Below are 19,744 nucleotides of genomic sequence, written 5' to 3' on the forward strand. Positions count from 1 at the left end.
AGAACAGAACTGCTCGCAGGCCGTAGTAGAGACTACATGACCGCGCGGCGCTGCGCCAATTGACGGCGAGCACTGTGACCAGCCATCGGCGATCACCTAGCCTGTACCTACAGGGCGACCCACCGCCTGCCCCACCCCGAGGAGACTCCCGTGCCCGACGACGTGCGCTTCGACGCATCCGTTCCCGACATCCACGCGCCGTACTGCGCCGCATCCAACCGCTACACCCACCTCGGCTACCGCCGCGTCGGTGACAGCGGGCTGCTGCTCCCCCCGATTTCGCTCGGGCTCTGGTACAACTTCGGCGACAACCGCCCGTTCGACACCCAGCGTGAGATCCTGCGCCACGCCTTCGACAAAGGCATCACGCACTTCGACCTCGCCAACAACTACGGGCCACCCAACGGCAGCGCCGAAGAGAACTTCGGGCGGATGCTGTCTCGCGACTTCCGGCCGTACCGGAGCGAACTCATCGTGTCGACGAAGGCCGGCTGGCCGCACTGGCCGGGCCCGTACGGGCGCCTCGGCTCGCGCAAGTACCTGCTCAACAGCCTCGACGAGTCACTCGAGCGCTTGCGCACCGACTACGTCGACATCTTCTACTCGCACCGCGTCGACGCAGACACCCCGCTCGAGGAGACCATCGGCGCCCTCGATACCGCCGTGCGGCAGGGCAAGGCGCTCTACGCCGGCATCTCGTCGTACTCGCCGGAGCGCACCGCCGCCGCTGTCGAGATCGCCCAGCGTCTCGGCACCCCCCTCGTCATTCACCAGCCGTCGTACTCGCTGGTGAACCGGTGGGTCGAGGACGGGCTGCTCGACACCCTCCGTGAGAACGGAATGGGATCGATCGCGTTCACCCCTCTCGCCCAGGGACTGCTCACCAGCAAGTTCCTTGACGACCCGAACGCCACACACGCAACCGAGCGCGGCTCGTTCAACGACAGCTTCCTGTCTGAAGACAACCTCGCCCGACTGCGCGGACTCAACGACATCGCGGCGTCGCGCGGCCAGACCCTCGCCCAGCTCGCCATCGCCTGGGTGCTCCGCCCGGGTGGAGCGACGAGCGCGCTCATCGGCGTTTCACGGGTCGAGCAGCTCGACGAGAACCTCGCTGCGCTCCAGAACACCTCGTTCACCGACGACGAGCTGGCGCGAATCGACGAGTTCGCCGGCGACGCCGGCGTCAACCTGTGGGCCCAGTCGAGCGAACTGTAACGAGCGGATGCTGAGGGGTCGCCTCGCCGGGCCCCCTCAGCGCCAGCCTCCCCGACGCCTGGCCGTCAGCGCAGGTGCCGCTCGTCGAGCGCGGCCAGTTGCCGCTTGAGTGCGACCTGGCGATACGAGGTGTCGATGAGCTCGGCGACGAACGTCCAGTCGGCATCCGTCGACAGGTCCATCCCGAGCCAGCCCGCCGGGCCGAAGTAGGGCGGTACGAAGAACCGATCGTCGTCCAGCAACGCTGGACGTTCATCGGGGTCGGGCTTGAACACCATCGTGTGCGGCCGGTCCATCGACGAGCCCATCACGACGAAGAGCTTCTTGCCTGCGCGAAAGGTGGGCCGGCCCCACGCCTCTCTCTCGGCGAACTCCGGATAATCGGCACAGATCGCCCGAACCCGGTCCACGACCCGTTCTGAAGGATCGAACAGCTTCGGATGCTCCATGGCCGCGATCATACGCCGAGGTGCCCGCGACGGGGAGATGTCAGCGCCGCTCAGGTGACTCGACGCTCCGCCATCCCTCAACCCAACGGCGACGGACAGTCCAGTTGCGTCTTCACCCCGGTGCGATCCACCGAGTGCAGTGACATGGCCTGGCCACAGAGCGGGCAGGCGGATTCCGAACTGGGCGGAAGAGGCTCCTCGCCATAGGGCCCGAGCGGCGGCGGGCCGATGTACGGTCGCAGCCGGTTGTTCAGCCAGTTGGTGAACCCGCCGGCGTCCGAGATGCTCTCGCGCGGCTTTTTACTTCGTGCCATAATCATTAGTGTAGAGGATAAGGTGATGGGCGCGGCCGGAGGAGCAGAATGACCAGCACGGCAACAGACGGCGACGACCTTCTCGCTCTCGAGAATCAGGTCTGCTTCGCGCTCGCCGTCGCGAGCAGAAGTGTGCTCGCCCTCTACCGCCCGATCCTCGAACCTCTCGGCCTCACCCACCCGCAGTACCTCGTGATGCTTGCGCTCTGGGGCCAGAGTCCACGGTCGGTGAAGGAGCTCGGCGCCGCGCTCCAGCTCGACCCGGCGACGCTTTCCCCACTCCTCAAACGTCTCGAATCCAGCGGCTTTGTCAGCCGCCGGCGCAGCTCCGTCGACGAACGCGTGCTCGACATCACACTGACGGATGCCGGCCGTTCACTGCGCACGCAAGCCGAGGTGATCCCGCCCCGGATCGTGAGCGAACTGGGCATGTCGGTCGACGAACTCGCCCGACTGCGCGAGACCCTCCACGCCGTGATCGACGCCGCGACGGCATCCTGACCCCTCGTCTTCGATGCCGACAGCGGGCTAGCATTCGAGGCATGGACGCGGAAACCCAGAAACGAGTCGACGGCCTGCCAGCCAGCACCGGAAAATCCCTGCCCGAGTGGTTCGTCATTCTTGAGGCAGCCGCCCTCGACAAGCACGGACAGATGATGGCGCTTCTCAAATCGGAGCACGGCGTCTCGCACGGCTTCGCCAATTTCATCGCCCTGATGTACCGAAACCAGGGCGGCGCGGAGGGCGACGATCTGATCGACAAGCAGTACGAGGCGAAGCCGACCCTGCGACCGATCTACGATGCCGTCGCTGCTGCCGCTCTCGGATTCGGCACCGACGTCGAGATCGTGCCGAAGCAGGCATCCGTCTCCCTGCGCCGCTCGAAGCAGTTCGCCCTCATCAGCCCGACGACGAAGACCCGCGTCGACATCGGCATCAATCTGAAGGGTGAGCCTGGCGGCGAGCGCTTGAGGGCGACTGGAGGAATGTGCACGCACAACGTCGGCGTCGCGAGCACAGACGAGGTCGATGACGAACTTCTGGGCTGGCTGCGTGAGGCGTACGACCGCGCCTGAGCGATCCTCGCCAGCCTGCGATAGAATCGTTGACACGAAGGGGAGTAGTTCCCACCGCCGCTTTCACTCCAGAAACGGCGACGCGGTCTGTCGACATACTGGTTGTTTCAACCCGGCAGCCCACCCGCTCCGGCGGGCGAGCGAGACCTTCGGCCAGACGTTCGACGATGGCCGAAGACGATTCTTTCTCCGGCCATTCCGCATCAGGAGAATGCCATGACCGAGTCATCCACCCGCGGGGCACCCGCTCCCGCCGAGATCAAACGGTGGCGCAGGTACCTCGCAGACGAACGCGCCGAGGCATCCGTGTACGGCGAACTCGCCAGCCGGCGCACCGGCGAAGAACGGGCGATCCTGCTCGGGCTCGTTGAAGCCGAGCGTCGCCACGAAGCCCACTGGATCGCGCTCCTGGGGTCGCACGCCGACGGCCCGACCCGCACCGCCCTGCGCACCCGACTGCTCGCCTTCTTCGCCCGCAGATTCGGTTCCGTCTTCGTGCTCGCCCTCATGCAGCGCACCGAATCACGGTCGCCGTATGAAGCGGATGCCGACGCCACCGACGCGATGGCGGCAGACGAACGACTGCACGAAGAGATCGTCCGCGGACTCGCCGCCCGCGGTCGAAACAGCATTTCGGGTACCTTTCGCGCCGCCGTGTTCGGCGCGAACGACGGTCTCGTCTCGAACCTCGCCCTCGTGCTCGGCATGAGCGCGACCGGCGTCGGCAACGGCGTCGTACTCGCCGCAGGTGTCGCCGGGCTCCTCGCCGGCGCGCTGTCGATGGGAGCAGGGGAGTTCGTCTCCGTGCGATCACAACGCGAGTTGCTCGAGTCGACCACCCCTGACCCGAGCGCGCGCCGGGTGCTGCCGCAGCTCGACGTCAACGCCAACGAACTGGAACTCGTCTACCGGGTGCGGGGAATGGCCCCGAAGCAGGCGGCCGAACACGCGAACGAAGTGCTCAACGACCTCGACTGCGTGCACGTCGGCCTTGACACCGGCAGCATCTCGGCGCAGGACGAACACGAGAAGATCGGCTCTGCTCGCGGTGCAGCGGTGTCGAGCTTCCTCTTCTTCTCTTCCGGCGCCATCGTGCCGGTGCTCCCCTACCTGTTCGGCCTCACCGGACTCGCTGCCGTCGCCGTGGCATCCGTTCTGGTCGGGATCGCGCTGCTGCTCACCGGCGCCGTCGTTGGAGTGCTGTCTGGCGCGTCACCGGTCAAGCGGGCACTGCGACAGCTGGCGATCGGGTACGGGGCCGCGGCGATCACCTACCTGCTCGGGCTCCTGTTCGGAACGACGGTGGCGTAGGGTCTCAGCGCCCGCGACCTCGGTTACGGCCCTTGCCGAGCTTCTTCGGGGCACGGCCCTGACGGGGCGTGAACGGCTTGGCCTTTGGCTTCTGCTGCGGCTTGCGCTCCTTGGGAGGAGCCTTCTCGGGCTCTTCCTGCGGCGCGCGGGAACTGCGTGCCGTGCGCCCACGCACAACACCGATGAACTCTTCCACGTCTGCCGTGGTGTTCTCTTCGAGCCAGGCGAGGGCGATCTGCGACTCGGCGGCATCCGCGACCGGGCGGGCGACGACATCCTTGCGACCATAGAGCCGGGCGACCGACTGCGGCCAGATCACGATGCCGACGCCGGCGGCGACGAGCTCGGCAGCGTCATCCCCGGTGCGGATGCTCGGCAACTCTCGTCTGCTCCCGTCACGGATCTCCTCGGCGACGTCGCGCCACTCCGGCACCGAGTCCGGGTCCTGCAGCAGGTGCTCCCCGGCCAGGTCCGCGACGGTGACGGACTCGGCATCGGCGAGCACGTGCTCCTTGGGCAGAACGACGACGGGAATCTCGAGGTACAGCGGGATCACGCTCAGGTCGGTGGAGTCGACCGGCAGCCGGACGAAGCTCACCTCGGCTTCACCGTCATGCAGAACACGGGTCTGGTCGCCCTCGGGCGTCTGCACGAACCCCATCGGCAGGTCGGGGCGCCGCTCCGCCCACACCTTCGACCATTTGGCGAGCGTCACACCGGGCACGAAGGCAACGGTGAAGAGACGGTCGGGCGTCGATTCGGCATCCATGGTGTCCCTTAGCTCCTTCCGCGCTGCGTGAAGGGTCGAGTCACAGGGTATTACGGATGCCGCGGACCGAGGGCATCCGCTGCGGTCGAGGGCATCGGGTCCGCCGGGTGTTTTCGGCGGAACGGATGCCCTCGCGACGGCAGGATGAGGACGGCATCCTCCCGGGTCAGAGCTGAATCAGCCCGAAGACGACGAGCACAACGCCGAGAAGGGCGAACGTCGACCCGGTGATGACAGCGACGTGGAGCAACAGCCACTCCCGCAACCGCACAAGACTCCTTCGCACGGAGGTCGAGCCGGAACCGTATGCGAGAACCGGGGCGAGCATCGTGCTCGATGCGACCGCAGTGAAGATGAGAACCGAAATGATCACCGATGCGGGCTCCGGGTTGCTTCGCCAGATGATGACTCCAGCCGCGGCCGTGAAGATGAGGTTCTTCGGGCGGAAGGCTGCATAGCCGAAGCCGATCGCAGCAGCGCGCAACGGCGGAAGACGGTCGAGTACACCCATCCACCGAGGCAGTGTCGGTGGAGCATCGGCTGCCGGCCTCCCGCGGATCTGGAACACTCCGGCGGTCACGAGCAGGGCTCCGACCCCGAGAGAGCCGACGGCCACCGTCGGCCCGGCGACATCGACGTTCGGCGCAGGAAGCAGTGTCGAGAGAAAAGACAGCCCGGTCGCCGACGCACCGACGCCCGCGCTCCAGCCGACAGCCATTCCGACCGTCGATCGAAAACCATCTGGCGACATCAGTTTGAGCAGCAGGCCAGCGACGGGGATCGGGCTGATTGCGATCGCAAGCCCCAGTGCGACCAGTTCCAGGTAGTCAGCGAACATGACGGCAGCTCACTGCAGAGCCGAGGTCAGCCGGGCGAGGTTATCGCGAATCTTCTGGCCGATCGGCCGCGACACCCAGTCCGCGAGGTCGAGGCTGTCGCTGTTCTCTCGATAACCATCCTGGATGCTGCGCATCCGGTCGACGAAACCGGCGCCGTGCACAAGGAGCGAGACCTCCATGTTGAGGCTGAACGAGCGGTAGTCCATGTTGCTCGACCCGATCACCGCGACGTCGTCGTCGATGGTGAAATGCTTGGAGTGGAGAACGGTCGGAGCCCGGTAGAGGTAGACAGCCACTCCGGCCCTGAGCAGGGCCTCGTAGTAGGAACGCTGCGCGTGATAGACGAGAAACTGATCGCCGATTGCAGACACGAAAAGTTCGACCTCGACGCCGCGGGATGCTGCGGTGAGGATCGCGAGCAACACCGACTCGTCCGGGACGAAGTACGGACTCGTGATACTCACGCGGGAGACGGCGTTGTGGATGAGGAGCGTATACAGCTTGAGGTTGTTGTCGTTCTCAAAGCTCGGCCCGCTGGGCAGCACCTGTGCATCGAGACGGTCGTGGCCGGGGGAAAGAATCACCGGCGAGGTGTCGAGAGGCAGCCGCTCGTCGGTCTCGCTGTACCAGTCGGTCACGAACACTGCGTTGAGTTCACGGACCGCAGGGCCTTCGATGCGCACCATGAGTTCGTGCCAGTGCAATCCGCGGGCGATGTTCTTCGGCTTGAGGTAGCTCGAGTCGATCAGGTTCTGCGACCCGGTGTATCCCACGCTGCCGTCGACGACGAGCAGCTTGCGATGATTGCGCAGGTCGGGCCGCTGCCACTGGCCGGCGAATGGCCGCAGTGGCAGCATCGGCCTCCATTCGGCACCCATCTCCTTCAGGGCTGAAATGGTCTCCCGCCGTCGGGCGTTCATCAGCCCGGAGAGGTGATCGGAGAGCACACGCACCGTGACCCCTCTGGCCGTGGCACGCCGGAGCGCGGCGAAAAATGGCTCGGTGATGTCGTCGAGCACCAGGATGTAGAACTCGACGTGCACGTGGTCGGCCGCATCATCGATGTCGCGCGCCATGGCCAGGATCGAGCCTTCGTAGTCATCGATCAGGTCTGCATGGTTGCCGCCGACCATCGGCAATGCGCCGAGCGAGCGGTTCAGCTCGACAGCAGAGCCCAGCCACGACGGCCACTCGTCACGGTGTGCCACCTGCGCCAGGCCCGGAGTTCGTTCGATCACCAGCGCATTGATCTCGAGTTGTTTCTCGCGTCGCGCCAGCGGTAACCGCCCGATGCCGACGAGAACAAAAGCGAGAGCTCCGAGAAACGGAACGAAGATGATCATCAGCACCCAGGCAATGGCTGCTGATGGACGGCGGTTGGCTGCAATCAGCACGGCTGCGACGAAACCCACGATCACATGAATCGCCAGCAGAAGAGAGGCGACGATCTCGGCATCCTTCATCGCTGAGCCTCAACGCGAGTTCTGGGCCGGAACGACCACTTTCTTGAGGATCAAGAGAACGGATGCCGTCGTCGGGCAGGCGATCAGCGCACCGAGCAGCCCGAGAAGCGTTCCCCCGATGAGGGCACCGATGAGCACCAGTGATCCCGGGATGTTGATCGCCTTGCCCACGATACGTGGGGTGAGCACGTAGGCCTCCACCTGCACATAGACGAGCATGACGAGAAAGACGATCAGAGCGGTCGTCGGTGAGGTGAACAGCGAGACAACGGTGATGATCGCCAGGTTGATGACGCTACCGATCAGGGGGATGAGGGTGATGGGGAACGCCAGGACGGCGAGTACCGGGGCAAACCGAACCCCGCATGCGGTGAGGAGAATGAAGGTGACAAGCGAGTTCATGGCTGCAAGGATGACCATGCCGCCGAGGTACTTGCCGACGGATGCCGTTATGGTCTCGGAAAGGTCGATGAACGACGCCCGCTTCGACGCCGGGACGAGGGCATAGCCTGCCTGTTTGATGCCCTCGAGCCCCGCGACGAAGTACAACGTGAGTACGATCACAAAGATGGTCCCGGCGACCCCGTTGAGGAATCCGGCGCCAACACGCAGCGCCCCGCCCCCGATCACGAGCCAAACATTGGGGTCGGCGACGGTACGTTCGAGCCACTCCACCCCGGGAGTGAGTGCACCACCCAGCGCATCGTCGACCGACTGGAACCAGGTCTGATCGGCAATCTGATCGACACCGGACGGCAGGTACTTCACCAATTCGGATGACTGTGTGACGACGATCGGAATGATCAACCAGCCCAGCAGCGCCACGATGAGCACGAAAGCGGCAAGCACCGCGAGAACGGCTCCGCTGCGTGAGAATCCGCGCGATTCGAGGAGCTGCACGGTGGGGTAGAGCCCCAGGCAGATGAAGAAGGCGACGAAGATCAGGGTCAGCGCCGTGCTCAGCGAGACGATCGCCGCCCCCAGCAGTAGCGCGAGAAGAACGCCGAGGGTGGCGACGAATCCGAACCGGAACGGTCCACCGGAAAACACACTTATCGGACCCGACCGACCGGAGTCCTCCGGCGCGAGTGGGCGGCCCGGCTGCGCTCGTGCTGCCATGGAAAGCGCTCCCGTGATCGACGCTGCGTGTGGTGTCACCATATGACCGGGCCCGTGCTGCAGGCCGGGCGGTGGCGCGTTCTTCCACTCGATCGTGCGCGGAATCCACCAGCTGCGATCTGGCGAACGCGACGGCATCCGGCGGACGACGGGATACTCTGGGATCATGGCTTCCCACAAGACCCCCCAGACGATGAAGCCGGAGACGGCAGCGAAAAAGCTCAACGTCTACCTGCCCGCGACTCCTGACGATTTCAAGAACCAGCCGGTGACCCGAGAGCAGCTCAATGAGCTGCTCTCATCTCCACCCGAATGGCTCGTCGAACTTCGCAAGAACGGGCCGCACCCCCGCAACGAGGTCGCTCGCAAGCTGGGCGTCTCGGTATCAGGACTCGCCCGTGCCGACATGAATGACGCTGCACTCACCACCGCCGAGATAACTGCGCTGCTCGAGGCCCCTCCCGCCTGGCTCGTGACCGAGCGCGCCACCCAGGCCGAGGTGCGTTCCGAGAACACGCGGATCAACGCCCGCGACGCGGAGCGTCGCGAAAGGCTGCAGCCCTAAACTCAGGAAATCTGGGGGAACCCGACCTGGACGACACCAGGGGTGCACCCCAAAAAGAACGGGCCGGAGAGCGTATGCTCTCCGGCCCGTTCTTTTCGTCAGCCTTAGGCGCGGCGGATGCGGCGGGTTGCCATCAGCGCGACACCGGCAGCGACCAGCAGTCCGGCGACCGCGACCAGCCACGAGCTGTCAGCGCCCGTCGACGGAAGCTCGGAGGCCACCGTCTGTGCGGGGGTCGGGCACTCGACCTGGGTAGCGGCCCGATCGGTCGAGGTGACGGTGGTCACGGGTTCAGCCGTCACCCACGTGTTCGAAACCTCATCGAAGACATGACCGGTGGTGACCGTTGTGGTGGTCGTCGTGATCGTGTCTGTCGTGCAGTCCTCAGCCTCGACCGCGTCGGTTGTCACGACGGGTTCAGGCATCGGCGGCACGGTCCCGGGAAGGGTGGCGCAGCCGGCTTCGACCGAGTCGAGCTGACCGTCGAGTCGTCCCGAGAACGTCTCGGTCGTCTCACCCGACGCGAAGAGGTGACCCTCGTCTGCCGTCGCGACGACCGAGTAATCTGCGGGTCCCGTCGTCGCCGTCGGAGTCGACCAGGTGGCATTCACCACGTCGCCGAGGACGAGCCGAGCCGGGATGTCGCAGGTCGGCGGTTCCACGGTCACGGTCGCCGAAGCATCGGCCGGAACTGCAGGAGCGCAGGGCTCCGTGGTGCCGTCGAACGACCGGTCGTAGGTGTCGTCGGCGGCGTCAACCACAACGGCCCATTCGTGGCCGACGGCGACGTCGTCGAAGTCGTAGCTGGCGGCGAACCCGGCGCCGAACGCGGTGTTCTCCTGCTCGACACCGTCGATGGTGACAGTGACGGTGTTCGGCGTCGGAGCTTCCGGGGTGTGACCGTAGTTCTCGAGGGTGAGGGTGACACTCTCACAGGTCGCGTCGACCTCCGGCGTGTGCGCCGAGGCGGGAGCTGCACCGGCAGCAAGCACGAGTGCTGCGCCGAAAAGAATGCTGGCGTTGAATCCGGCCAGCAGTTTGGTACGAGTCTTCACAATGTCCATTTCCAGCGTGTCCGGGGCAAAGACACGCGTCGTTCAGCCCGGCCGGAGAGCGGAACTGGAACACATCGAACAACAGACACGCACAGCGCCCGACCCCCGGGCTGGGCGTGCACCAGTCACGAGGACCGGGCACATGCAGGAGACTTTCTCCCACATGAACACTCTGTCGAGCGAAGATCAGGTTAGCCCCGCGTGTAAGCGCAGGATTTCCGCAGTCTCACGAGCGAGCGTTCGACACCGCCGCCGTCGTGGCATCCGCCGGGTCGGAATCCGTTGTCGGGCTGATGCCTGCTGACACTGTCTTCTGCCCGCGCCGCTTTTTCGGACGACCCGAGCGACCGTAGACGAGGTACATCGTGAGGCCCATGATGATCATCAGCAGCACGGTGTAGACGAACGTGATCGACATCGAGTCGAGGTTGTTCTCACCCTCGGTGCTCTGTTTGATCGCGATGCCGAGCGGTTCGAACAGCGGGTGGTACAGGAAGACCGCGGCGTCGTAGTCGTCGAGGAGGCTGTTGAAGTTCAGTGCCGTGATTGCTGCCGCTGTCGGGATCACCAGGGGAAACAGCACGCGCCGGAACGTGAAGAACGATTTCGCCCCGAGGATGCGGGCGGCATCCTCGAGCGAGTCGGGCACCGAGGCGAAAGCGGCCTTGAGCAGGCGCAGTGTGAACGGCACCTTGACGATCACGTAAGCCACGAGCAGCAGCACCGTGGTTCCGGTCAGCACCTGGCCGCCGATCAGCGGATTGGGCCGGTCGAAGGTCATCACCAGGGCCAGCGCGATGAGGATCGTCGGTAGGATCCACGGGATGTGCAGCAGGTATTCGAGAGTGGATGTCACGGTGTTGCGGTACTTCTGGATCACCCGCGCCACGAAGAGCAGCCCGCCGACGACGATGAGGGCGGCAAGCGCGCTGTAGACGAGGCTCACAATGAACGGCCGCAACGCGTCTGCAGAGCTGAAGACCGTGGCGTAGTTGCCGAGCGTGAAGGCATCCCAGGTGATCGTGCCCGTGAGGATGGCCGTCGAATCGAGGAAGGAGAACAGCACGATGAGAAGCACCGGTGTGACATAGACGAGGAAGAGGGCGTAGGCGACAACGTGCACGATACCGTTCGCGGCCCGGTTCGGAATCCGCTGTTTCTGCAGCGGGGTGGCGACCTTCGCGACCGAGAAGTACACGCCGGATTTCTCGACCCGGTTCATGATGGCGAGCAGGAGGATCGTGGCAAGGCCCAGGATGATTGCGAGCAGCGCCGCGAGGTCGCGTGAGCTTGCGCTCTTCGAGAAGGTGACGATCATCGGCGCGATGGTCTGGAAGTCGGCGCCACCGAGCACGATGGGCGCCGTCAGCGCTCCCAATCCGGTGAGGAAGGTCAGCACGGTGACGGCGAAGATCATCGGCCGCAGGGCCGGGAGCACGATCTTCCACAGGATGCGCCAGGTCGAGGCCCCCATGTTGCGCGCTGCTTCGATGGTCTGGTAGTCGATCTTCGCGAGTGACGACGACAGGAACAGCATGTGGTTGGTCGTTGTGGCGAACGTCATCACCAGCAGCACGGCGAAGAAGCCGGAGAACCAGTTCGGGTCGACCTCAGGCCACACGTTGCGCACCGCGTTCGTGATGAAGCCGTAACGGCCGTAAATGAAGTTGTAGCCTGCGGCGAGGACGATGCCGCCGTAGATCAGGGTCGTCGCGTAGCCGAGAAAGAGCACCCGGGACCCGCGGATCTGGAAGTATTTCGTGACGAGCACGATGAAGATGCCGACGACATTGACCGTCACCGAGAGCGTAATGGCAAGAAGAAAGCTGTGCCACAGGCTCGTCATCGCACGTTCGGAACTGAACAATTTCTCGACAGCGCGCGCGCTGAACTCTCCGCCGGGGAAGAACGTCGAGACGAGCAGGTTGATGTTGGGGAACAGCAGGAAGGTGGCGATGAACCAGAGCAGGATCACCGAGACGACCAGGACCAGCGGCGACCGGAGCATTGCCCGGAGTGACGAACCTCGCATGTCGGCGCCTCAGTACTGCAGGATCGAGGCGGGGTCGATGTACAGATCGGCCGTCGAGCCGGGCGGCAGCACCGCCTCACCGTTCTCGGTGACCATGGCGATGAGCGTCGTCCCTGCGGATTCGACAACATAGGTGCTGTACGCCCCGTGATAGGTGCGGCCGGCGACGATGCCGTCGAGACGGATGCCGGCGGTGCCCGTTCGCGGTGGATGCAACGACACCTTCTCGCGCCGAAGGTACGAGGGTTTCGCCGGGTCGATGCCGGTGGCCCCCGCGTCGACGAGGCGCTGGACGAAGTCCGGCGACAGCGCATTGATTGCACCGACGAAGGTGGAGACGAACTCGGTCGCCGACCGATCGTAGATGTCTTCAGGCGAGCCGACCTGTTCGACGACGCCCTTGTTGAACACGGCGATCCGGTCGCTCATCGTGAGCGCCTCTTCCTGATCGTGCGTGACGTATACCGTCGTGATGCCGAGCTCGCTCTGCAGGTTCTTGAGCTGCTCCCGCAACTGCACGCGCAGCTTCGCGTCGAGGTTGGAGAGCGGTTCGTCGAGCAGAAGGATGCGTGGCTTCAACACGAGCGCCCGAGCGATGGCGACCCGCTGCTGCTGACCACCCGACAGCTCGGAGACGTTCTTGTCGAGTTGGTCACGGGTGAGTTCGACCTGGTCGGCGATCTCGTTGACCAGCCGCTCTGACTCGGCCTTCTTCGTTCTACGCACGTCGAGACCGAAGGCGATATTCGCGCCGACGCTCATGCTCGGAAAGAGCGCATAGTTCTGGAACACCATGCCCACGCGACGTTTCTCGCTCGGCAGCCGGGTGGCATCCTTCCCGTCGATGAGAACCGTGCCACGGCTCGGCTCGATGAAGCCGGCGAGCGTGCGCAGTGCCGTCGTCTTGCCACAGCCCGATGGACCGAGCAGGGTGAAGAACTCGCCCTCATCGACGTGGAGGTTGAGGTCGGGGATGGCGACCTGCTCACCGAATCGGACTTCGACGTTCTCGTAGGTGATCATCTGTGCTCCAACCGGCCCGTTCAGCAGTGAACGACCGGGCAATGTCTGGTGGCGGTCGCGGAACAGGATGCTCCGCGACCGCCTCTCCCCGAGGGGAACTATCGGATCAGGGCAGGTACTCGAGTTCGGTCTTCTCAACCCAGGCGGCGATGTTCTCGCGCACGAAGCCGTAGTCGATGTCCTGCTTCTCGAGGGAGTCGATCAGTTCGATGACCTCAGGCAGCGCCTGCTCACGGGCCTGTTCGTTGACGGGGTATGCGGAGAACTCCTGCGCAAACTCGCCCTGGACCTCTGCGCTGCCGAACCAGTCGATGAACTTTTCTGCCTGGGCCTGCCTGGGCGTGCCGGCGATCACCGAGATCTGCTCGGTGACGTACGGTACTCCGACCTCGGGAGAGATGACACCGGTCACGGTCCCGTACTTAGCGTCGCGAGCGGTGATGCCGCTCGACGGGAGTACGCCGTAGTCGACTTCACCGTTGGTGAGGCGCACGTACAGGTCGGTCCCTTCCGTGGCCGGCGAGCCGTGAGCGAAGTAAGCCTCGACCTCTTCCCAGCCCTCGTCGGAGACACCGAGGTCGCCGTCCTCGTCGAGGTGCTGTGTGAGCAGTCCGGCGAGGACGAGCTGCGTCGTCGCCTGGCCGAGGAGGGTGTTGACCTCGTAACGACCGTCGTACTGGTCGTCGGTCCAGAGGTCGCTCGTGTCGTCAGGAGCATCCGATTCCGAGACGGTATTCGTGTCGTAGACGGTGACGATCGCCTGCTCGACGAGCGGCCAGAAAGCCCCGTCGTCCGGGTCGCCCGACTCCTGGTCGACCTCACCGGCCCACGACGGCTCGTACGCAGTGATGGCCTCTTCGGACTTCAGCGTCTCGAAATACATGTTGTTGAGGCCGAACACCACGTCGCCGACGGGGTTGTTCTTCTCCGCGACGATGCGGTTGGCGAGGTCGGCGCCACCGAGGCCGACGATTTCGATGTCGATGCCCTCGTCAGCGGCCTTTTCGGTGATCCACTCACCACGGCCGTCCGAGTTCGAGTTGGTGTAGACGATGAGGGTGCCGCCCTCGTCGCCTCCGCCGGAGCCGGACCCTGCCGGGTCTGCCGAGCAGCCGGCAAGTCCGACGGTTGAGATCGTGAGAACAGCAAGCGCTGCCCCCCAATGACGCTTGTTCACGTTCAGTCCTTTCGAGCAGCGACAACCCCCTGGTCGCCCCATGCTGAGCATGTGAAATACAGTGCTCCTCAACCTACCCACGAAGTAGGGATCGACCGGTCGATTCCACGTCAATCGACAAACTTCGCCCGTTATTCGCCTGCCAGTTGACAACGTCTGCTAGGGCACGATCTCTCCGCGAGTTGCCGACTTTGACGGGTGTGCGGCGCTCAGGACCCCCTCAAACCCGGCAACTCGCGAGGGGTCAGGCGGCTGACCAGCCGCCGTCGCTGGCGAGGATCACACCGTTGACATTCACTCCGTCGTCGCTGAGCAGGAAGGTGATCGAGGCGGCGAGGGCATCACCCTCCACCGCCTCAGGCATGACCGCCATGCCCGCGCGCACCCGCTCGGCGCCCAGGGCGGAGGCGAATTTCGCTTCGATGTTCGTGATGGTGGGGCCGGGGGCGACAGCATTCACGCGGATGCCGCTCGGCCCGTACATGAACGCGCTCGACTTGGTCAGTCCGGCAACGGCGTGCTTCGATGCCGTGTACGCCGCACCGGCTGCCGACCCGCGAAGCGCTGCTTCGGATGCGACGTTGACGATCGACCCGCTCTCGCGCGCCAGCATCGACGGAACGACCGCGCGTATGAGCTTCATCGTGCCTGTGACGTTGATCGCAAAGACGCGGTTCCAGACGGCGTCTGTCACCTCGTGGACCGGCGTCATGTCGTCCATGATTCCGGCGACGTTCGCGAGGGCGTCGATCCGGTCACCGGCCGCTGCCACGATCGACGCGATCGCCGCGTCGTCGGTGATGTCTCCGGTGACGGCGACGATGTCTGCAGACGCGAACTCGCCGACGAGGTCGTCGAGGCGCTCGCGCGAGATGTCGACGGCGATCACGCGGCCACCCTCACGAGCGACCCGTGACGCGGTGGCGCGGCCGATGCCTGACCCTGCGCCGGTGACAATGACGGTCTTACCGGTGAAGCGGCCGTCGCTGATGCGCTCGACCCACTCGGGGCGCTCGACAGCAGATGCTTCCTGCGTGGCGGGTGCGGCATCCGTCTCGGTGCCTGCGGACGGAGCGTTCGCAGGCACATCGCCCGCGTCGACGCGGCGGACGAGTTCGTCGATGAGCTCAGGCGGGAAGGAGCCTTTGCTGAGCTTGACCAGTCGCTTGATCGCGAGGCGGCGGACGGGCCGAAGCGTGTCTGCGGTCTGCCCGGCCTGGGCGAGCAGGTCACGCAGGATGGGCCCGCCGACGGGGTGATCGAGCCAGGTGCCGACCGAGGAATCGCCGGAGAGGGTGGAGGAGGATGCCATGGAGTGCCTCTTTCTTGTCGGGTACCGGACAACACTGTCCGGTTGTAGGCTACACGGATGCCGTCCCCTGCGAAAGCGAATCGTGGCCCCAGCGCAGGGCCAGAGAATCGCCGTGCGCTCATCGATGCCGCACGCGAGGTCTTCGCGTCGGAGGGGATCTCGGCTCCGCTCAGTTCCGTTGCGCGGAAGGCTGGTGTCGGCCAGGGCAGCCTCTACCGCCACTTCCCCGATCGCATCGCCCTCGCCGCTGCGGTCTTCGAAGAGAACATCGGGGAACTCGAGGTCGCGCTGAACGACCAGGCGCGCACGCTCGACGACCTTCTGGAGCTGGTGGTCGAACAGGCGCTCGTTTCGACTGCGCTCATCGACACGATCACCGCGCACCCACACGACGAGCGGGTGGCCCACCTCGGTGAACGCTTGCGCGCGCTGGTGGAGCGTGTCGTCGAGCGCGAGAAGTCAGCTGGGCGACTCGGCGCGCACGTCGATGTCGACGATGTCGTTCTCGCCATCTCGATGATGGCCGGGGTGCTTGCGCGGAGCGAACCCGGCGACCGAGCCGACGTCGGGCGACGAGCCTGGGCGTTGTTTCACGCTGCATTCAGCGCGGGCTCATAGGCTCCGACGGCTGGTGTCCACTGGCTCGTCATCGAACTCATCCGAGTCGGAGGCGCCATCCGCGGTACTGAGCTCCATGCGCCGGCGAGCCCGGCGACGGAGGACCATCCGCACGACCCACCACACAACGAGCACGGCCACACCGGCGATCACCAGGTATTTGAGGGCGTCCGCGTACTCGAGCACAACGGCCCACTTCTCGCCGAGCAGGAACCCCGCGAGAACGAAGATGCTGTTCCAGATGAGCGACCCGGCCGCGGTGAGCAGACCGAAGGTGACGATGCTCATCTTCTCGATGCCGGCCGGGATGGAGATGAGACTGCGGAAAATGGGCAGCATCCGGCCGAAGAAGACCGCTTTTTTGCCGTGACGGCCGAACCAGGCCACGGTGCGCACGATGTCGTCCGGGTCGACGAACGGGATGCGTGCGGCCAGCCGGACGGTGCGGTCGTGGCCGAGCCAGCGGCCGAGACCGTAGAGCACGAACGCGCCGACGATCGAGCCGATGGTGGTCCAGAAGATGGCCGCGGCGACCGAGAACGACCCCTGGCTGGCGGTGAAGCCGGCGAGCGGAAGGATGATCTCACTCGGGATCGGAGGGAACACGTTCTCGAGAAACACGATGAGGCCGGCCCCGACCGGACCGAGCGCCTCCATGATGTCGATGGCCCACTGGGCGATGCCGTCTGCGACGCCGGCCGAGGTCGAGTCGGACGCGGCGGCGAGTGCTGTGCCTGGTGCCAGATGCATGGGTGTTGTTCTCCACAGTGGATGGGACTGCGGCAACGACAACTCCGACGATGCCTGGGCGGACACGGCCAGCTTCACAGGCGATGCTCTGAAACCCCTGAGCGCGTCGGATGCCGCCGACCCGCCCCAGCGCCCTCATACGACACAAACGGCTGCACCCCGACGCGAACCGCGACCCTTTTTGTCCACGCAACGCCGCGACCAACGCAAAAACCCTCACTGAACAGTGAGGGTTTCAAGCGTTTGTGGCGGAGACGGCGGGATTTGAACTCTATTTCGACCGCCGTAACCATGCGGAAGTTGCCTAACTCCCCTGTCTTTACGCGGCTTTTCGGTCACATTACTCCGGCTTCAATCAGGTGGTTTTGCGGGCGAATGTGGGCAAAATGTGGGCAGAACAATGCCCCTAGCTGGGAGACGACAAAGTCGCATCTCGACTTTGTCGATAGTTAGCGTCAACGCCCGGTCGCTTGCGCTGGGGAAAGAATCCCTTAGTTGAGACCTTGGTCGAATCGGGACGAGGGTCTACGCGGACGATGGTCTCGCCGCGGCGGTAGTCGCCCCGGGCGAATGTAGAAGGGCTGGGGAGCACCGATGTGTTATCAACACATCGGTGAGACTCGCCTTATGACTTCGCGACCACGCAGGTGTAGTGAATCACTACACCTGAGCCGGGACCGTGCAGCGTGACTTCCGTCAGGGGGAGACACCTGTCTCCCCCTGTCCCGCCGATGCGCCGCTCCGAGCGGGCACTTGGTTGAGACCTTGGTCGAATCGGGACCGATCCAGGTCATTGCGAATCGACATCCGGGCCAGAGGAGAGGGCGCTGGGCGTCCCCAGAAAATCACCTCGGGTGCAGAGGTGATTACGAAGCCTTCGCCTTATGACTTCGCGACCAACGCGATGATCGTGTCGGGCGGCGTCAACTTTCCCAGGTGGGAAAGTTGCTCAATGTCGCGCGCCTCGAACTCGGAAATATGAATAGGAGTGTCGCCAATTGGCGACACGGCTTCCTCGATCCGGAGATGACACCCGACTTGATCTTGACCGAGTTGTAGACAGCAACTTGGTCAACGTAAGGGACCTCCTGGAGCCAGATCACGGTCAAACCTTGACCTGGCTCGGGTAACTGATTTCGCAAAGCCTGGAACGCCCGAGCCAGTTCTTCTCCAACCAGCCGGATCCTGAACCGGCCGACTACTGGTCGCCTGACACGTCATTCGTTGGCGCATGGCAATGCCCCTAGCTGGGAATCTAATCTAGGGGCATTGCGTGTGCAGCGCTGGCAGGTCATCGGGCGAAAGGGAGCCCTCGCTAACCATCCATCCCGGTCATCCTACGGCTGTACTCCAATAGGCAGGTGAGGTTCACGCTGGTCTATGCAGCCTTACGCCGGTAGCCGTCGAGGACTACCCGCTCAATGAGGCTGAATCCTTCAAACACGGTCTTACGTGTCTGGAAGTCGTCAATGTTCACCGTGATCGTTCCGTCAGGGTTCTGCGTCAGTCTCGCGGTAGCGGAGATGATGACAGCGCGCACAATGTCGTCAGGCACGTCGGCGGTGAAGCCGTTGCCCCGCGTGTACGCCTTGACCAGTTGCGTTATCAGCGGCAGGTGCACCCCGGCCAGGGTGACGAGTTCGAAGTCGTCACCCCGGTCGAGGTAGTTGGCAACATCGGTTGCGGTAGGTGCAGCCATGGTTACGCGGTGATGCCCTTGAGGATGACGACAGCTTCGGGGTTCAGCGGGGCCGCGTCGTAACGTGCGGTGACGCGGATGGCCTGCTGGTCGTAGTCTCCGAAAGTCTGGTCGAGGATCTTGACGGACGGTGCCTGATCGCGTGCCACGGCGATCTGGCTGAAGTCGGCCAGGACTGCCTGAGTGGTCTTCGTCGTGGTGCCGACAACCGGAATGCGGTTAGTGATGATGACCGGGGCACCGAACAGACGGAACACGCCGTCCTGTGTCGGGTCAGGGGTGAGCTGGTAACGCTCCTGCGTGTCCTTGGCCTTGCGGAGTGCGACGAAGGTTTCGGGGCGCATCATCCACTTGACGGCATCGAGGTTGACGTTTGCGCCCAGTGCGAGTGCCCAGCCATCCAGAAGGGCATCGAAGCTGATAGCGCCAACGGTGGCAACGGACTGAGTACCGGCGTAGTTGAGGATTCCAACGGGGGTAGTGCCAGCGTCGCCGGTTCCGGCAATGAAGGCGGTGTCGAGCTTGTCAGCTACGTCCTTGACGAGTCGATCCTTGATCGCTGCATCGAGGGAGACGACAGACTGACGTGCCAGCTCGTTGCTGAAGCGGGTGAGGGTCTTGACGCTCTTGATGGTGGACGGAAGGAGCGTGATTTCATCGAAGTCCACGTCGCTGTTGGTGATCTGCTCATTCTCGCCGTACCAGGCGGGGCTGGTCGCTCCACCGAGCTTCGGAAGACGGATGGCGTTACCGTCCGTGTCGAAGATCCGGGGGCCGGCGGCAAGGAACTGTGAGACAGCTTCGAGCGGCTTGACGAGGATGGACTGGACCTGCTCGTGAGTCAGTTCCGGGGCGGTGGCGGTTGATACGGCCATGGTTTCTCCAAACGATTGTGTGTGTTCGTTTGGATGCCAGACCCACTAACGCGGAATACCCCCCAGGGGTATCAATTACG

General features: G+C 64.4%; 20 protein-coding genes. 6 read left to right on the forward strand and 14 right to left on the reverse strand.

Annotated elements, in window-relative coordinates:
* The first annotated feature begins 150 nt into the window (after positions 1 to 150).
* The gene (mgrA, locus tag IWX78_RS01595) at positions 151 to 1,218 is read left to right on the forward strand and encodes an L-glyceraldehyde 3-phosphate reductase (protein WP_196831632.1); all 1,068 of its coding nucleotides are present in this window, start codon (positions 151 to 153) and stop codon (positions 1,216 to 1,218) included.
* Positions 1,219 to 1,283: 65 nt separating this feature from the next.
* On the opposite strand, the gene IWX78_RS01600 is transcribed toward mgrA, so the two are convergent.
* Both IWX78_RS01600 and IWX78_RS01605 read right to left on the reverse strand, forming a co-directional pair.
* Complete coding sequence (locus IWX78_RS01600; protein ID WP_196831633.1) at positions 1,284 to 1,667, reverse strand: MmcQ/YjbR family DNA-binding protein; 384 nt, start codon at positions 1,665 to 1,667, stop codon at positions 1,284 to 1,286.
* 77 nt (positions 1,668 to 1,744) lie between these two features.
* Positions 1,745 to 1,981 carry a hypothetical protein gene (locus IWX78_RS01605; RefSeq protein WP_196831634.1) on the reverse strand — a complete coding sequence of 79 codons (237 nt, stop codon included), beginning with the start codon at positions 1,979 to 1,981 and terminating at the stop codon, positions 1,745 to 1,747.
* A gap of 48 nt (positions 1,982 to 2,029) precedes the next feature.
* Here IWX78_RS01605 and IWX78_RS01610 point away from each other — a divergent pair, with 48 nt between their 5' ends.
* The 3 genes from IWX78_RS01610 to IWX78_RS01620 all read left to right on the forward strand — a co-directional run bounded on the left by IWX78_RS01610 (position 2,030) and on the right by IWX78_RS01620 (position 4,368).
* Entirely contained in the window at positions 2,030 to 2,482 is a 453-nt protein-coding gene (locus tag IWX78_RS01610; RefSeq protein WP_196831635.1) for a MarR family winged helix-turn-helix transcriptional regulator, read from the forward strand.
* 41 nt (positions 2,483 to 2,523) lie between these two features.
* Positions 2,524 to 3,057, forward strand: a complete 534-nt coding sequence (locus IWX78_RS01615) for a DUF5655 domain-containing protein (RefSeq protein WP_196831636.1) — start codon at positions 2,524 to 2,526, stop codon at positions 3,055 to 3,057.
* Between the two features lie 216 nt (positions 3,058 to 3,273).
* Positions 3,274 to 4,368: a VIT1/CCC1 transporter family protein gene (locus IWX78_RS01620; RefSeq protein WP_196831637.1), complete on the forward strand. Its 1,095-nt coding sequence runs from the start codon at positions 3,274 to 3,276 to the stop codon at positions 4,366 to 4,368.
* A 4-nt stretch (positions 4,369 to 4,372) separates the two neighbouring features.
* Here the strand turns inward: IWX78_RS01620 and IWX78_RS01625 are convergent, their stop codons facing one another.
* The 4 genes from IWX78_RS01625 to IWX78_RS01640 form a co-directional block, all read right to left on the reverse strand.
* On the reverse strand, positions 4,373 to 5,137 hold the full coding sequence (locus tag IWX78_RS01625) for a LysR family substrate-binding domain-containing protein (protein WP_196831638.1): 765 nt from the start codon (positions 5,135 to 5,137) through the stop codon (positions 4,373 to 4,375).
* Positions 5,138 to 5,303: 166 nt separating this feature from the next.
* A complete protein-coding gene (locus tag IWX78_RS01630) occupies positions 5,304 to 5,975 on the reverse strand; it encodes a GAP family protein (protein WP_196831639.1) in 672 nt (223 codons plus the stop codon).
* Between the two features lie 9 nt (positions 5,976 to 5,984).
* A complete protein-coding gene (gene cls / locus IWX78_RS01635) occupies positions 5,985 to 7,439 on the reverse strand; it encodes a cardiolipin synthase (protein WP_196831640.1) in 1,455 nt (484 codons plus the stop codon).
* A gap of 9 nt (positions 7,440 to 7,448) precedes the next feature.
* A complete protein-coding gene (locus tag IWX78_RS01640; protein WP_196831641.1) occupies positions 7,449 to 8,558 on the reverse strand; it encodes an AI-2E family transporter in 1,110 nt (369 codons plus the stop codon).
* Between the two features lie 166 nt (positions 8,559 to 8,724).
* Here IWX78_RS01640 and IWX78_RS01645 point away from each other — a divergent pair, with 166 nt between their 5' ends.
* The gene (locus IWX78_RS01645; RefSeq protein WP_334684496.1) at positions 8,725 to 9,123 is read left to right on the forward strand and encodes a DUF5997 family protein; all 399 of its coding nucleotides are present in this window, start codon (positions 8,725 to 8,727) and stop codon (positions 9,121 to 9,123) included.
* Positions 9,124 to 9,227: 104 nt separating this feature from the next.
* Here IWX78_RS01645 and IWX78_RS01650 read toward each other — a convergent pair whose 3' ends face one another.
* The 5 genes from IWX78_RS01650 to IWX78_RS01670 all read right to left on the reverse strand — a co-directional run bounded on the left by IWX78_RS01650 (position 9,228) and on the right by IWX78_RS01670 (position 15,722).
* Positions 9,228 to 10,187 (reverse strand): LPXTG cell wall anchor domain-containing protein, encoded by a 960-nt coding sequence (locus IWX78_RS01650; protein WP_196831642.1) that lies wholly within the window; start codon positions 10,185 to 10,187, stop codon positions 9,228 to 9,230.
* A gap of 217 nt (positions 10,188 to 10,404) precedes the next feature.
* On the reverse strand, positions 10,405 to 12,210 hold the full coding sequence (locus IWX78_RS01655) for an ABC transporter permease (RefSeq protein ID WP_196831643.1): 1,806 nt from the start codon (positions 12,208 to 12,210) through the stop codon (positions 10,405 to 10,407).
* A gap of 9 nt (positions 12,211 to 12,219) precedes the next feature.
* Positions 12,220 to 13,233: an ABC transporter ATP-binding protein gene (locus IWX78_RS01660; protein ID WP_196831644.1), complete on the reverse strand. Its 1,014-nt coding sequence runs from the start codon at positions 13,231 to 13,233 to the stop codon at positions 12,220 to 12,222.
* A 106-nt stretch (positions 13,234 to 13,339) separates the two neighbouring features.
* Positions 13,340 to 14,410 carry an extracellular solute-binding protein gene (locus IWX78_RS01665; RefSeq protein WP_334684497.1) on the reverse strand — a complete coding sequence of 357 codons (1,071 nt, stop codon included), beginning with the start codon at positions 14,408 to 14,410 and terminating at the stop codon, positions 13,340 to 13,342.
* 244 nt (positions 14,411 to 14,654) lie between these two features.
* Complete coding sequence (locus tag IWX78_RS01670; RefSeq protein WP_196831645.1) at positions 14,655 to 15,722, reverse strand: SDR family NAD(P)-dependent oxidoreductase; 1,068 nt, start codon at positions 15,720 to 15,722, stop codon at positions 14,655 to 14,657.
* Between the two features lie 57 nt (positions 15,723 to 15,779).
* On the opposite strand from IWX78_RS01670, the gene IWX78_RS01675 reads away from it, so the two are divergent.
* Entirely contained in the window at positions 15,780 to 16,340 is a 561-nt protein-coding gene (locus tag IWX78_RS01675; RefSeq protein WP_196831646.1) for a TetR family transcriptional regulator, read from the forward strand.
* Here the strand turns inward: IWX78_RS01675 and IWX78_RS01680 are convergent.
* The 3 genes from IWX78_RS01680 to IWX78_RS01690 all read right to left on the reverse strand — a co-directional run bounded on the left by IWX78_RS01680 (position 16,335) and on the right by IWX78_RS01690 (position 19,664).
* Complete coding sequence (locus tag IWX78_RS01680; RefSeq protein ID WP_334684498.1) at positions 16,335 to 17,090, reverse strand: DedA family protein; 756 nt, start codon at positions 17,088 to 17,090, stop codon at positions 16,335 to 16,337. The two genes, IWX78_RS01675 and IWX78_RS01680, sit on opposite strands and share 6 nt — an antisense overlap.
* A 1,378-nt stretch (positions 17,091 to 18,468) precedes the next feature.
* Positions 18,469 to 18,789, reverse strand: a complete 321-nt coding sequence (locus tag IWX78_RS01685; protein ID WP_196831647.1) for a hypothetical protein — start codon at positions 18,787 to 18,789, stop codon at positions 18,469 to 18,471.
* A 2-nt stretch (positions 18,790 to 18,791) separates the two neighbouring features.
* The gene (locus tag IWX78_RS01690) at positions 18,792 to 19,664 is read right to left on the reverse strand and encodes a phage major capsid protein (RefSeq protein WP_196831648.1); all 873 of its coding nucleotides are present in this window, start codon (positions 19,662 to 19,664) and stop codon (positions 18,792 to 18,794) included.
* Positions 19,665 to 19,744: the final 80 nt, after the last annotated feature.

The sequence above is a fragment of the Mycetocola sp. CAN_C7 genome (genome assembly GCF_015752285.1).
GTDB lineage: Bacteria > Actinomycetota > Actinomycetes > Actinomycetales > Microbacteriaceae > Mycetocola_A.